Annotated in this window: 14 protein-coding genes and 1 pseudogene; 9 read left to right on the top strand and 6 right to left on the bottom strand. The window is 61.7% G+C overall.

The window, feature by feature from the left end; translation table 11 throughout:
- Positions 1 to 20 precede the first annotated feature (20 nt).
- The 4 genes from GEV39_RS06415 to GEV39_RS06400 all read left to right on the top strand — a co-directional run bounded on the left by GEV39_RS06415 (position 21) and on the right by GEV39_RS06400 (position 2,103).
- Positions 21 to 341, top strand: coding sequence for a hypothetical protein (locus GEV39_RS06415; protein WP_173887910.1), 321 nt, complete (start codon positions 21 to 23; stop codon positions 339 to 341).
- A 155-nt stretch (positions 342 to 496) separates the two neighbouring features.
- Positions 497 to 1,057 carry a Smr/MutS family protein gene (locus GEV39_RS06410; RefSeq protein ID WP_009683235.1) on the top strand — a complete coding sequence of 187 codons (561 nt, stop codon included), beginning with the start codon at positions 497 to 499 and terminating at the stop codon, positions 1,055 to 1,057.
- 69 nt (positions 1,058 to 1,126) lie between these two features.
- Positions 1,127 to 1,672, top strand: coding sequence for a GTP cyclohydrolase I FolE (folE, locus tag GEV39_RS06405; protein WP_054911867.1), 546 nt, complete (start codon positions 1,127 to 1,129; stop codon positions 1,670 to 1,672).
- A gap of 59 nt (positions 1,673 to 1,731) precedes the next feature.
- On the top strand, positions 1,732 to 2,103 hold the full coding sequence (locus tag GEV39_RS06400) for a glutaredoxin (RefSeq protein ID WP_154211242.1): 372 nt from the start codon (positions 1,732 to 1,734) through the stop codon (positions 2,101 to 2,103).
- Positions 2,104 to 2,222: 119 nt separating this feature from the next.
- Here the strand turns inward: GEV39_RS06400 and GEV39_RS06395 are convergent, their stop codons facing one another.
- Positions 2,223 to 2,825 (bottom strand): glutathione S-transferase family protein, encoded by a 603-nt coding sequence (locus GEV39_RS06395; protein ID WP_173887909.1) that lies wholly within the window; start codon positions 2,823 to 2,825, stop codon positions 2,223 to 2,225.
- A gap of 144 nt (positions 2,826 to 2,969) precedes the next feature.
- Between GEV39_RS06395 and GEV39_RS06390 the strand changes: the two genes are divergently transcribed.
- The gene (locus GEV39_RS06390; RefSeq protein ID WP_173887908.1) at positions 2,970 to 4,160 is read left to right on the top strand and encodes a benzoate/H(+) symporter BenE family transporter; all 1,191 of its coding nucleotides are present in this window, start codon (positions 2,970 to 2,972) and stop codon (positions 4,158 to 4,160) included.
- 201 nt (positions 4,161 to 4,361) lie between these two features.
- Here the strand turns inward: GEV39_RS06390 and GEV39_RS26480 are convergent, their stop codons facing one another.
- From GEV39_RS26480 to GEV39_RS06380, 3 genes and pseudogenes are all read right to left on the bottom strand, one after another.
- Positions 4,362 to 5,066 carry a methyl-accepting chemotaxis protein gene (locus tag GEV39_RS26480; RefSeq protein WP_425049084.1) on the bottom strand — a complete coding sequence of 235 codons (705 nt, stop codon included), beginning with the start codon at positions 5,064 to 5,066 and terminating at the stop codon, positions 4,362 to 4,364.
- A 204-nt stretch (positions 5,067 to 5,270) separates the two neighbouring features.
- Positions 5,271 to 5,750, bottom strand: a pseudogene (locus GEV39_RS26475) (methyl-accepting chemotaxis protein); the annotation flags it as partial.
- 692 nt (positions 5,751 to 6,442) lie between these two features.
- On the bottom strand, positions 6,443 to 7,204 hold the full coding sequence (locus GEV39_RS06380) for an SDR family oxidoreductase (RefSeq protein WP_173887906.1): 762 nt from the start codon (positions 7,202 to 7,204) through the stop codon (positions 6,443 to 6,445).
- 177 nt (positions 7,205 to 7,381) lie between these two features.
- On the opposite strand from GEV39_RS06380, the gene GEV39_RS06375 reads away from it, so the two are divergent.
- Complete coding sequence (locus GEV39_RS06375) at positions 7,382 to 8,383, top strand: NADP-dependent oxidoreductase (RefSeq protein ID WP_054911863.1); 1,002 nt, start codon at positions 7,382 to 7,384, stop codon at positions 8,381 to 8,383.
- Between the two features lie 320 nt (positions 8,384 to 8,703).
- Entirely contained in the window at positions 8,704 to 9,594 is an 891-nt protein-coding gene (locus GEV39_RS06370) for a glycosyltransferase family 2 protein (RefSeq protein ID WP_009685947.1), read from the top strand.
- On the opposite strand, the gene GEV39_RS06365 is transcribed toward GEV39_RS06370, so the two are convergent.
- The gene (locus tag GEV39_RS06365) at positions 9,591 to 10,787 is read right to left on the bottom strand and encodes an O-antigen ligase family protein (protein WP_054911861.1); all 1,197 of its coding nucleotides are present in this window, start codon (positions 10,785 to 10,787) and stop codon (positions 9,591 to 9,593) included. The two genes, GEV39_RS06370 and GEV39_RS06365, sit on opposite strands and share 4 nt — an antisense overlap.
- Before the next feature lie 116 nt (positions 10,788 to 10,903).
- The gene (gene pyrF, locus GEV39_RS06360) at positions 10,904 to 11,605 is read right to left on the bottom strand and encodes an orotidine-5'-phosphate decarboxylase (protein WP_054911860.1); all 702 of its coding nucleotides are present in this window, start codon (positions 11,603 to 11,605) and stop codon (positions 10,904 to 10,906) included.
- Between the two features lie 182 nt (positions 11,606 to 11,787).
- Here pyrF and GEV39_RS06355 point away from each other — a divergent pair, with 182 nt between their 5' ends.
- Together GEV39_RS06355 and GEV39_RS06350 are read left to right on the top strand one after the other, a co-directional pair.
- Positions 11,788 to 11,955 (top strand): DUF2897 family protein, encoded by a 168-nt coding sequence (locus tag GEV39_RS06355; RefSeq protein ID WP_009685950.1) that lies wholly within the window; start codon positions 11,788 to 11,790, stop codon positions 11,953 to 11,955.
- 151 nt (positions 11,956 to 12,106) lie between these two features.
- A protein-coding gene (locus tag GEV39_RS06350; protein ID WP_238706607.1) for an IS3 family transposase occupies positions 12,107 to 13,467 on the top strand; the annotation gives its coding sequence in 2 pieces (ribosomal slippage) (positions 12,107 to 12,575 and positions 12,575 to 13,467; 1,362 coding nt in all).
- Positions 13,468 to 13,636 lie beyond the last annotated feature (169 nt).

Genomic DNA, 13,636 nt, shown 5'->3' with positions numbered 1-13,636 from the left:
TATCCACAGAGGAGAGCGGAATGAAGCTCAAAGGCAGTTTCGACGCCAAGCGCCTGCGCCCGCGCCAACCGCGTAATTGGGGCGCCCGCCTGGCGGCCGGGCTGTCCGCCCTGCTGGCGACCCTGGGCGTACTGCTGGCCATGGCCGGCATCGCCGGCTTGCTAGGCAACTACCCTGCCCTGCAGGAACTCAACGCCAACAAGGCGTTGTCCAGCATCGTTACCGTGGGAGGCCTGCTGCTGCTGTGGCTGGGCGTGCGCTTGTGGCGGCGCAGCCGCATTCGCCTGCGGCGCGGGCGTGAGCTGAACCTGTCGCCACATCTGATGAAGAAGCATGATTGAGGGTTTTGTATAGGCTGTGCCGGCCTCTTCGCGGGTGAACCCGCTCCTACGCCCGGTGGTAGCCCTGTAGGAGCGGGTTCACCCGCGAAGAGGCCCGCACAGGCTGCATAAAGCCCCCACAGTCGCGTAAACTACGCCGCCCACGTGGAGGCACCATGCAAGACGACGATTTTTCCCTGTTCAAGGCCGAAGTGCGCGGCGTAAAGCCGATCCGCCACGACCGCGCCGAAGTCGGCAAGCCCAAGGCCGACCGCCAGCAGCTGGCCGGCCTGCGCCAGGCGGCGACCGTTCGCAGTGACAAGGCGCTGGTCATCGACGGTATGTCTGACCAGTTCGTGATCGACGTGGGCGCCGAAGACGAACTGATGTGGCGCCGCGACGGCGTGCAGGAAACCCAGCTGCGCAAGCTGAAACTGGGGCAGATCCCGTTCGAGGGCAGCCTCGACCTGCATGGCATGACCGTGGAGAAGGCCCGCGAAACCTTGTGGGCCTTCATCGCCGAAGCCACCAAGCTGGAAGTGCGCTGCGTGCGCGTGACCCATGGCAAGGCTGCGCGCCTGGACGGCAAGCGGCCGATGATCAAAAGCCACGTCAACACCTGGCTGCGCCAGCACCCGCAGGTGCTCGGCTTTGCCTCGTGCAGTGCCCGCCACGGCGGCACCGGTGCCGTGTATGTGATGCTCAAGCGAACCATGCTCGAAGGCCGCGACGAGTAACGCCGCGCTTGCAGCGCCGCGCGCGCCGCCGTAACCTTCGTTTTTGCGATTTTTTCCCAAGGTAGATCCATGTCCCTGGAACAGAACTACACCGAGATCCTCAGCCAACTTGGCGAGGACGTCTCCCGCGAGGGCCTGCTCGACACGCCCAAGCGGGCTGCAAAGGCCATGAAGTACCTTTGCCGCGGTTATGAGCAAACACTGGAAGAAGTGACCAACAACGCGTTGTTCAGCTCTGACAACAGCGAAATGGTACTGGTCCGGGACATCGAGCTGTATTCGATGTGCGAACACCACATGCTGCCGTTCATCGGCAAGGCGCACGTGGCCTACCTGCCCAAAGGCAAGGTGCTGGGCCTGTCGAAGGTCGCGCGCATCGTCGACATGTTCGCCCGCCGCCTGCAAATTCAGGAAAACCTCAGCCGCCAGGTGGCCGAGGCCATCCAGCAGGTTACCGGTGCCGCCGGCGTGGCGGTGGTGATCGAAGCCAAGCACATGTGCATGATGATGCGCGGTGTGGAAAAACAGAACTCGACCATGATCACCTCGGTGATGCTGGGCGAATTCCGCGACAACGCCGCCACCCGCAGCGAGTTCCTCAGCCTGATCAAGTAATTGGCTGCAGACCCCGAGCCGACCCTTGCAGGTCGGCTTTTGCATTTCAGGAGTTGCCCATGATCGTCAAAGCCCTGCGGGTTGGCCTCGGCCAAGTCATCGTGTTCGCAGACTGGATCAGCCGCCCGGCCAAGCGCAAGCGCGACGCCGCCGCCCAGGCCCGCGTCGACCAGGCGGCCAAGGGCCTGGCGCTGTACCAGTTCCATGCCTGCCCGTTCTGCGTCAAGACCCGCCGCACCCTGCACCGCCTGAACGTGCCGGTGGCGCTGCGTGATGCCAAGAACGACACGGCGCACCGCCAGGCCCTGCAAGAAGGTGGCGGCCGGGTGAAAGTGCCATGCCTGCGCATTGAAGAAGCGGGCAAAGTGACCTGGATGTATGAGTCCAAGGCCATCATTGCCTACCTGGATGAGCGGTTTGCTTCGGCCTGACAGGTTTCAGCTTTCCTGCACTGGCCCTATCGCCGGCAAGCCAGCTCCCACACAACAATACACAACTTATTGATCGTGGGAGCTGGCTTGCCAGCGATGGGGCCGGTACAGGTTAGCGGTCAACCCACCATCGGCACATGCCTCGGGTGGCTGGCAACCCGCGCCAGCCAGGCGCGAACCGCCGGGTAATCGGCCAGGTCGAACCCGCCCTGATGGGCCACATGGGTGTAGGCATACAACGCCACATCGGCAATCGAATACTGCTCACCGACCAGGTACGGGGTCATCTGCAGTTGGCGTTCCATCACCTTCAAGGCCTTGTAGCCGCCCTTGTGCAGCTTTTTGTATTCGTCCATACGCTCATCTGGCAGCCCCAGGTAAAACTGGATGAAACGCGCCACGGCAATGTACGGCTCGTGGCTGTACTGCTCGAAGAACTGCCACTGCAACACCTGGGTACGCAGGCGCGGCTCGCTGGGCAGGAATGAACTGCCATCGGCCAGGAAATTGAGAATGGCGTTGGACTCCCACAGGTAAGTGCCGTCTTCCAGCTCTAGAACCGGCACCTTGCCATTGGGGTTCATCGCCAGAAACGCCGGCGTTTGGGTCTCGCCTTTGAGAATGTCCACCGGGTGCCATTCGTACGGCCGGTCCAGCAGGCTCAACATCAACTTGACCTTGTAGCAGTTACCCGACTGGTAGTCGCCATAAACCTTGTACATCGCCCCTCCCTGCAAAGCAGTTTTGCAATTGCGCCCAATAGTTGGCGACTGTACGGCTAAAAGCAACGGCCGCTGTATGGCAAGGATCTACCTTGCTGGTTGTAGTCTGAAAAAACTGCTTACACCTTTACAAGGACTTTGTTCATGAACAATGCCACCTCCGCACGCCTGCGGCCCCTGGCAGACAGCGCCCCGTCGGCAGTGGTCGCCGGCTTCATCGCCATGCTCACCGGTTACACCAGCTCGCTGGTGCTGATGTTCCAGGCCGGCCAGGCGGCCGGGTTGACCACTGCGCAGATCTCGTCGTGGATCTGGGCGCTGTCGATTGGCATGGCGGTGTGCAGCATCGGCCTGTCATTGCGCTACCGCACCCCCATCACCATTGCCTGGTCCACCCCCGGCGCAGCGCTGCTGATCACCAGCCTGGGCGGGGTCAGTTACGGCGAGGCCATTGGCGCCTACATCACCTGTGCGGTGCTGGTGCTGGTGTGCGGGCTGACCGGCAGCTTCGAGCGCCTGGTCAAACGCATTCCGGCGTCGCTGGCTTCGGCGTTGCTGGCGGGTATCCTGTTCAAGATCGGCAGCGAAATTTTCGTGGCAGCGCAGCACCGTACCCTGCTGGTGTTGGGCATGTTCTTCAGCTACCTGCTGGTCAAGCGACTGTCACCGCGCTACTGCGTGCTGGCGGCCTTGCTGGTGGGCACCGCACTGTCGGGCGCGCTGGGCCTGCTGGACTTCAGCGGCTTCCACCTGGAAGTGGCCAAGCCGGTGTGGACCACGCCGAGCTTCTCGCTGGCCGCCACCATCAGCATCGGCATTCCGCTGTTCGTGGTGGCGATGACTTCGCAGAACATGCCTGGCGTGGCCGTGCTGCGCGCCGACGGCTACCAGGTACCGGCTTCGCCCCTGATCTCGGCTACCGGATTTGCCTCGCTGCTGCTGGCGCCGTTTGGCTCGCACGGGGTCAACCTGGCGGCGATCAGCGCGGCCATCTGCACTGGGCCGCATGCCCATGAAGACCCCAGCAAACGCTACACCGCAGCGGTGTGGTGCGGGATTTTCTACGGCATCGCCGGGGTGTTCGGGGCGACCCTGGCAGCGCTGTTTGCCGCGTTGCCGAAAGAGCTGGTGCTGTCGATTGCGGCGCTGGCGCTGTTTGGCTCGATCATGAACGGGCTGACGGTTGCCATGAGCGAAGCGCGGGAGCGTGAGGCGGCAGTGATTACCTTCATGGTGACGGCGTCGGGGCTGACCCTGTTCTCGATCGGGTCGGCGTTCTGGGGGATTGTGGCGGGAGTTTTGGCCCTGGTGATTCTTAACCCGCGCAAGGCCTGAAGGTCATTATTGCCTGTACCGGCCCTATCGATGGCAAGCCAGCTCCCACAGGGATTGCATCAGGGCTGACAGGTGTTTGTCAGAAGATATGCAGCGCCTGTTAGATCGAGCGCCGCGCGGGCGGCGCTCGATCTAACAGGCGCTGAAGATGCTACGGCGAGCACCTGGCAACCCTGATGCCATCGCCAGAAACCACCTGGGCTACAACCTGAAATACCCCACCATACCCTTCAGGTCGGTGCCCAACTGCACCAGCTCCACACTTGACCGGGCATTGTCCTGCATGGCCAACGCCGCCTGGTCGGCACTGCCGCGGATCTGTGTGACGCTGCGGCTGATCTCTTCGGCAACCGAACTCTGCTGCTCGGCTGCAGCGGCGATCTGCTGGTTCATCTGCTGAATCAACGACACTGCCGCAGCAATACTGCCCAGGGCACTTTCGGTGTGCAACGCGTCAGCCACCGCCATACGCACCAGTTCGGCACTGCCGCGGATCTGCGCCACCGACTGCTGCGCATTGCCGCGCAAGCTGGCCACCAGGGTCTCGATCTGCTCGGTGGACTGGCGGGTACGCTTGGCCAAGGCCCGCACTTCGTCGGCCACCACGGCAAAACCGCGCCCCTGTTCACCCGCCCGGGCCGCTTCGATGGCGGCGTTCAGCGCCAGCAGGTTGGTTTGCTCGGCCACGCTCTTGATCACTTCCAGCACATCGCCAATGGTATGGATTTCGGCACTGAGGCTGTCGATGCCGGCACTGGCGGTTTCCGCCGCGGCGGCCAGTTGTTCGATGCGCTGCATACTCTGGCGCACCACCTGCTGGCCCGAGCCGACCTTGGCGTCTGCCGCCTCGGCCGCCTGGGCCGCTTCTTCGGCGTTGCGCGCCACGTCGTGCACGGTGGCGGTCATCTGTTGCATGGCGGTGGCGACCTGTTCGGTTTCCTCTTTCTGGCTGCCCACCTCACGGTTGGTCTGTTCGGTCACCGCCGACAGCGCCTGGGCACTGCCTGCCAGTTGCTCGATGCCCTGCTGCAAGCCACTGACAATACCGGCCAGCCCCGCAGCCATCTGCTGCATGGCCTGCATCAACTGCCCCACTTCGTCACGCCGTGGCGCTTGGGCATCGAACGCCAGCTCGCCCGCAGCAATGCGCTGGGCGCGGGCGATCACATGCTTGAGCGGGCCAACCACCGCGCGGGTAATCAACCAGGCCGCCAGCACGCCGGCCAACAGCGCCAGCACCGTGGCCAGGCCAATGGCCAGGGCATTGCGCTGCAGCTCGCCCTGCAGTGCCTGCTCCTGCGCCAGGTAGGCCTGGTCGACGCGCCCGGTGACCTGCTCGGCACTGGCCTGCAACTGGTCCTTCAACCCTTGTTCACGGGCCAACTCGTCGGTGTATTCGTTGAGCTTTTCCGAGAAGCTGGCGATGTGCCCCGCCACTTCGCCCAGCACGCTCTGGTAACCGGCATCTGCGATGGCGCCCTGCAGCTGGCCGACCAGGCTGGCCGCCTCGACGGTTTGGGCAATGCGCTCTTTACTGACACCCTCTTCGCCCTTGCGGCTTTGCTCCAGGCGCACCCGCGCTTCGTCCATGGCCTGCAGCATCAGCCGCGACACCTGTGCCACCTGCCCGGCTTGCTCGAGAAACTCGCCGCCCTGCTGGCCTTGGGACTGCTTGAGGGTGTACACGCCATCGTCGGCCAGGCCGGCCTGCAGCACATCCAGGTTATTGGCCACGCTGGACACCGACCAGCTGGCCATGTCCAGCGCCAGCTCCTTGGCCTGCACGGCTTGCACGAAGGCCTCGAACGCCTGGCCGTAGGCCGCCAGGTCGGACTCTGCCGCCGTCAGCGCCGGCAGGGTACGGGCGCGCTCGGCCAGCCCCTTGAGGCCGCTGCGCAGCGCCTCGGCCTGTTTCAGGTCGGAACGCAGGGCAAATGCCTGTTCGTGCTGGCGCAAGCGCAGCAGGTCGGTATTGAACTGGGCCAGCTGGCGCAAGCTGTCGAAGCGCTGGCCCACGCTGTATAACGCCGCAACACCAATGGCTGCGACCGCCAGTGTCAGCAGCAGCACCAGGGCAAAGCCCAGCCCCAGTTTACGGGCCATGCCCAGGTTGGCCAGCACACCATGCTTGCTCGCGCCCATTGCCCATTCCCCTTGTGCTTGCGAGGTTAACCCGAAGGCCAAGGTTGGCAACGTTGCCTGCTGCTGAACAAGGGCCTGACGTCAGAATAGTGTCAAATAGCTATGTCTTGTCGCTTTTAGCTGCGCTGAAGTCGGTTTCATCAGATCGCTGTCGCCCCACCGTCCACGGTCAGGCAGTGGCCAGTGGTAAACGCCGCGCCGTCGCTGCACAAGTAAAGCACCGCACTGGCAATTTCCTCCACCTTGCCAATGCGCCCGACCGGGTGCATGGCCGCGGCGAATTCAGCCTTGCGCGGGTCGGCTTCATAGGCACGGCGGAACATGTCGGTGTCGATCACCGCCGGGCACACCGCGTTCACGCGGATGCCCTTCTTGGCGTACTCGATGGCCGCCGACTTGGTCAGGCCGATGACCGCATGCTTGCTGGCACTGTAGATGCTCATCTTCGGCGCCGCGCCCAGCCCTGCCACCGAAGCGGTATTGACGATCACCCCGCCGCCCTGGGCCAGCAGCAACGGCAGCTGGTACTTCATGCACAACCACACCCCCTTCACGTTCACGCCCATGATGGCGTCGAACTCGGCCTCGCTGCCATCGGCCAGGCGATGCTGCTCGATCTCGATACCGGCGTTGTTGAAGGCATAGTCGAGCCGGCCATAGGCCGCCATCAGCTCGTCGTGCAACTGGCGCACCGATGCGTCACGGGTTACGTCGCAGGCAATGAACAGCGCCTGGCCCCCCGCTGCCTGGATAAGCGCTACGGTGGCTTCACCGCCGACCGTGTCGCGGTCGGCCACTACCACCTTCAAACCCTGCTGGGCGAACGCCAGGGCGGTTGCCCGGCCAATGCCGGCCGCCGCGCCGGTAACCATGGCTACCTGGCCAGAAAAGGTCATGCTCATCGCGCGCTCCTGTGACGGTATGGTGGGGTTCAGAGCATAGTCAGGCGTTGGCTGGCGGGGCAGCATCATCACATGAGCATTTGGGCTGCCATGCTTGTCAGTGATATTAAGGACCAGTCTTCATCAACAGGGTAGATTGAAGCCCTGTTTCCCTCCACTGCCTACAAGGACCCCGTCATGAGCCAAACCAACCGCCGCTTCCTGCTCGCCAAACGCCCGGTGGGTGCCGTGCGCCGAGACGACTTCAGCTACGAGACCGTACCTGCCGAGCAACCCGGCGAAGGCCAGGTGCTGGTGCGCAACCTGTACCTGTCGCTGGACCCCGCCATGCGCGGCTGGATGAACGAAGGCAAGTCCTACATTCCGCCCGTGGCCCTGGGCCAGGTGATGCGCGCGCTGGGCGTGGGCGAGGTGGTGGCTTCCAACCACCCGGACTTCAAGCCCGGCGACCATGTAAGCGGCGCGCTGGGCGTGCAGGACTACTTCACCGGCGAGCCCCAGGGCCTGCACAAAATCGACCCCAACCTGGCGCCGCTGCCACGCTACCTGTCGGCGCTGGGCATGACCGGCATGACCGCCTACTTCGCCCTGCTGGAAGTGGGCCAGCCCAAGGCTGGCGACACCGTGGTGATTTCCGGCGCGGCCGGTGCGGTGGGCAGCATTGTCGGGCAGATTGCCAAAGTAAAGGGTTGCCGCGTGGTGGGCATTGCTGGCGGCGCCGAGAAGTGCCAGTACCTGAAGGACGAACTGGGCTTTGACGGGGTGATCGACTACAAGGCCGAAGACGTGCTGGCCGGTTTGAAGCGCGAATGCCCGAAAGGCGTGGACGTGTACTTCGACAACGTGGGCGGCGAGATTCTGGACGCCGTGCTGACGCGCATCAACTTCAAGGCGCGCATCGTGATTTGCGGCGCCATCAGCCAGTACAACAACAAGGAAGCGGTGAAGGGCCCGGCCAACTACCTGGCATTGCTGGTGAACCGCGCGCGCATGGAAGGCTTTGTGGTGATGGACCACACCAAGGAGTACGGCAAGGCCGCACAGGAAATTGCCGGGTGGCTGGCCAGCGGGCAGGTGAAAAGCAAGGAAGATGTGGTGGAGGGGCTGGAGACCTTCCCTGAGACCTTGCTGAAGCTGTTCAACGGTGAGAATTTCGGCAAGTTGGTGCTGAAGGTTTAACCCTACCCGAATGCGCAGCCCCCGGAAGTTGCGGCCTGGCTTCACGCCGGGCTGCGCAGCACAGCCCCCCCCCCCCTCATTCCCGCACGCTCAGCAGGCGCCCGTGGCCCTGCTGGCGCCGCGAATTGCAGCCCCCATCGGCGTACCGGATTCACAGGTTGACCTTGCCTGTCCGATACCTGCCGTATCCCTTCGTTGCCCCTTCATTTAGAATGGGTAAAGCCTGAGCAAGACATTGGATTACCATCACTTCAGGCCTGGGCAAACAGGCAGTCTGCACCTAAGCGTCAGACAAAACGGATCAACGCTAGGGGTTTGAAATGTGTTCTGAGAATCACGCCGTTACTGACAATCCGTTGGTGACAGTGATCATCGCGTCTTACAACCATGCGCGCTACATCGAAGCCAGCATCATGAGCGTCATCAACCAGACCTACAAGAATATCGAGCTTCTGGTGATCGATGACGGTTCCAAGGACGACAGCCCCGCATTGCTCAAGCGTTTGCAGCAGCAGCACGGTTTCTACCTACGCCTGCAGGCCAACCAGGGCCTGGCACGCACCCTCAACGATGCGATCGCGCAAGCCAAGGGCGACCTGATAGTGCCTTTTGGCTCTGACGACATCATGCTTGCGCACCGTATCGCCACCCAGGTGGCGTATATGCAGGGCAAGCCCGAGGTGGGAATTTGCTCAGCCAACATCGAAACCATCGACCAGGACGGCAAGGTGATGGGTGCCCGTGAGCAGCGCAACCGCAACCTGCCCTTCCGCCGCCTGGACTTCGACGACTTGTTTCTCGACCGCAAGCCAGGGCCCATGGCAGCCACTTTGATGCTGCGCCGTGAGGCCTTGGAAAAGGTAGGTGGCTTCAACCCGGATATCCGCCTGGAAGACGTTTACATCGAGTTGTCGATTGCCCGGGCCGGTTATTACATCGACGTGTTGGGTGAAGTACTGGCGCAGTACCGTGACCACCCCACCAATACCTTCAAGAACGGCCGCTTCATGGTTGATAACGTACTGCGAACCTTTGCAGTGTTCAGCGACCATCCGCAGTACGAGCAGGTTTGCATGAAATTCCGCAACTCCATGCTATTGAAGTACGCCAACCGGGACAAAGCGCTGAGCCGGGAAATGCTTGCGCAAATCCCGCTCAGGTACTGGAACCGCAAGACCCTGCGCGGGCTGTGGCGGTTGCTCTGGTCTTAAGTAACGCGGCCGCGCTGCCAATGGATCAGTGACTGGCCGTAGACCAGCGCCAACGGAATCCAGATCAGAAACCAATGCTCTTTCGGGCGTGACATGAATGCACTGCCTTCAGTCAGGCCCGAAACAAAGCCGAAGATCAGCCAGGTGGCAGCCAGCGTTACGCCAGGGTGCTTGCGATAATTCCAGCAGAAGTACATGGCCAGGCTGTAGATCGTCATCCACAGCACCAGGCCCACCACCCCGCCCGCGTACAGCACGCCCAACTCGATGTTATGAGGGTCGGCAAGCGTTTGCGCGAGGCCCGGAATAATCACGGTCATGGGCGCGTCGTAACCATGCCCCAGCCATGGATGCTCGCCAATCTGGCGCAGCGCCTCCAGCCAAATGGCCGGGCGATAGGACAAGCCCCGCTGCGTGACGGCCTCCGGGTAGACCAGCACCATGCCCAGCAGCGCGACCAACACCGCAGCCAGCGCCAACAGCCCGCGTTTACGGTCGCCGACAATAATCAGCCACGCCAATGCCGCGCCCAGGCCCATCAAAGGTGTCCGTGAACCTGTGGCTACTACCGTGGCGCCCAGGATCGCCAGCCACACCAGCGACATCGGGTCGAGCACGCGTTTTGCCTGGAACCAGTACGCCAGCCATACGGCTGTGAAAGCGCCCAGCACATGAGCGGTTAGTAGAGGGTTGTACAGGGCCCCGTAACCTTCCAGCCGGCTGGCACCCGCTGGCCGTTGGTAAAGCAGGAAATAGCCGAGGTACAAGGCCGCCGCTATCCCTACCAGAGTTGCAGCGATGCGCACGCACTGCTGAAGATGGGCCGGGGCATGCAGGCTGATCATGCCTGCCGATAGCAGCACCATGGCGATGTACAACGGCCTTTTCAGCAAGCTCCCTGCGGAGTTGGCCGAGTCGGACCATGCAATGCTCAGCATGGTGTACGCACAAAACACCAGGAATGCGATGAATAAAGGATTGCCGGCCAGCTTTTTCAGCATTGCCGGCTGCAATAGCAGCGCCACCAAGGTTGGCACTGCCAGCAGGATATAGAACAGCTTGTGGTAGAGAGAACGTTCCCCCACCCAGAACATGCCCGTGAGCATGACCAGCCAACCCAAAGGGAGAACATAGCTGTTGACCTTCCTTCCCCAGCGCTGGGCCGGGGATTCGACTAATACATCGGCTGACATTGACGTTCTCGACAACAGTGGGGAACTCACGGGCTGCTTACTCGATGTGACCGTAACACAGGCATGTGAACAGAGCGCCTAACGCGGAAGGCTTTAGCCCAACGATGGCTCGGCACTCAGCTGCGAATTTCGGCAACAACGGCTGACAGCGCCTGGCCAGGGTTTGCCGCTTGGCTGATGGGCCGGCCGATCACCAGGTAATCCGAGCCGGCATCCAGCGCTTGGCGCGGGGTGAGGATGCGGCGCTGGTCATCCTGCGCGCTACCCGCCGGGCGAATACCCGGGGTCACCAACTGCAGCGCGGGGTGCGCCGCCTTCAAGGCTGGTGCCTCCAGCGCCGAGCAAACCAGCCCGTCCATGCCCGCTTTCTGCGCCAATGCCGCCAGTCGCAATACCTGCTCTTGCGGGTCTACATCCAGGCCGATGTCGGCCAGGTCTTCACGTTCCATGCTGGTCAGCACGGTCACGCCAATCAGCAACGGCTGCGGGCCGCTGCGCTTGGCCAGCTCTTCGCGGCAGGCCGCCATCATGCGCAGGCCACCGGAGCAATGCACGTTGACCATCCACACCCCCATTTCGGCCGCTGCCTTTACCGCCATGGCCGTGGTGTTGGGGATGTCGTGGAACTTGAGGTCGAGGAACACTTCGAAGCCCTTGGCGCACAGGGTTTCAACAATGCCCGAAGCGCTGCTGGTGAACAGCTCTTTGCCCACCTTTACCCGGCACAGCGCAGGGTCAAGCTGGTCAGCCAGCTTCAGGGCGGCATCACGGGTCGGGAAATCCAGGGCGACGATCAGGGGCGTCTGGCAGGCGGACATGGCAGGGTCTCTTGGCAAGTCGAAAACGGCGCGCATTGTAAACGAAGTGGCGCGGGCTTTGGGGCCCGCAGGTCACGGAATTGGCCCAGCACGGGCCGGCACCTATAATTGAACCAACGGAACGGGTAATTGCTCAAACTTTACACAAGCGTTGCCCATGGCCCGATCAAAGGAGAACGACAATGCCCTGGTATGCCTGGCTGATCCTCATCATAGCCCTTGGCTCCATCGTCGGCGGGTTGATGATGTTGCGCGACACGGCCAAGAAACTGCCGCTTACCGATGAGCAACTGCGCAAGGTGCATGAGCGCAACGCCGAGGCAGATGCCAAGGATGCGCGGGATCGCTGAGACGGCCCGCCGTTGCCCGGGGCTGGGGGCTAATGCCTGTTAGTTAAGCGTTACTGGGGCTGCTTTGCAGCCCTTCGCGGGCACGCCCGCTCCCACACGTTGGACTGCCCCCAAGAAGTTGGACACCAATCCAATTTCTTGGGGTGTCCATATGAGCAAGTACTCAGACCAATTCAAGCTTACAGCCGTTCATGCCTACCTGGAGGGTGGTGAAGGTTTCCGAAAAGTAGCCCAGCGACTTGCAGTGGACTTCAGCCTGCTGCGGCGCTGGGTCTCCAGCTTCCAGAAACATGGCCAGTTCAGTCTGCGTAAACCAGGCCAGCGGTACAGTGCGACCTACAAGCGCTCAGTCCTTGAGTACATGCACAAGCATCAGCTTTCCTTGCGCCAGACCGCCGCCCATTTTGGTCTTGGTCAGTCTTCGCAGATAGGCATTTGGGCGCGGCAGTACTACAGTGGAAGTCCGGCTTCGCCTGCTCCCAAGAGAAGAAAACCTGCTGCCATGTCGAAAAAGCCTTACCCCATCAAACCCACAACCTCTGATGACACCGATAAAAGCCGCGACCAGTTGCTGGCTGAGCTTGAATGGCTGCGCATGGAGAACGCTTACCTAAAAAAGCTGGAAGAGTTGAAGAAGCAGGAGCGAAGGCAGCCCAAAAAACCCTGATCGTGTCTGCGCTCAAGGACAGGTTTCCCTTGGCCGCTGTTCTGGAGTTGGCGGATCTGCCGCGCAGTACGTTCTATTACCAGCTTCAAGCGCAGGCCAAACCTGATAAGCATGCTGCTCTGAAGCAGATGATTCAGCGTGTCTATCACGAGGAAAAAGGGCTTTACGGTTACCGGCGCGTTGCGATCGTGATCCGCAATGGCGGGACCTTGGTTAACAAAAAAGTGGTGGAGCGTTTGATGATCGAGCTTGATCTTCGCTCACTCGTGCGGCCGAAAAAATATCGGTCGTACAAGGGAGTCGTCGGCACCATCGCGCCCAACCTGCTGGAGCGAAACTTTATCGCCCAGCGCCCGAATCAGAAGTGGGTGACCGATGTGACCGAGTTCAAAGTGGCTCAGGAAAAAGTCTACCTCTCCCCCGTGATGGACTTGTACAACGCCGAAATTGTGGCCTACGAAGTGGCCAGCAGGCCATGCCTTGGGCTGGTTACCAACATGCTGGGCAAGGCCTTCAAGCGCCTGGGAAACAAGCCGAAACTGGTACTCCACTCGGATCAAGGCTGGCACTACCAACACTCGCAGTACCGCCACAAACTGGCCGAGCAAGGGGTGAAGCAGAGCATGTCACGCAAAGGAAACTGCTTGGATAATGCGGCTATGGAGAGCTTTTTTGGTACGCTTAAGTCCGAATTTTTCTACCCGCAGCGCTTCAAGAGCGTTGAAGAACTGAAATCCGGTCTGGATGAGTACATCCACTACTACAACCATGACCGCATCAAGCTAAAGCTCAATGGCATGAGCCCTGTGAAATACAGGGCTCATGCTGCAGGGGCTGCTAGCTGAAACTGTCCAACTTATTGGGGGCAGTCCACGTTGAGGTGCTGAACTCAAGAAATGCGCGATCCCCTGTGGGAGCGGGCGTGCCCGCGAAGGGTCGCAAAGCGGCCCTAAATTACTCAACTGACTGGCATTAGGCCGGGGGCCTGCCTACGGCATCACCCCTGCCCCCCCG

The organism is Pseudomonas sp. NY5710 (assembly GCF_013305665.1).
In the GTDB taxonomy this organism is placed as follows: domain Bacteria; phylum Pseudomonadota; class Gammaproteobacteria; order Pseudomonadales; family Pseudomonadaceae; genus Aquipseudomonas; species Aquipseudomonas juntendi.
Note: the sequence above shows the minus strand (reverse complement) of the source record. Positions and strands in the feature narration are given on the sequence as shown.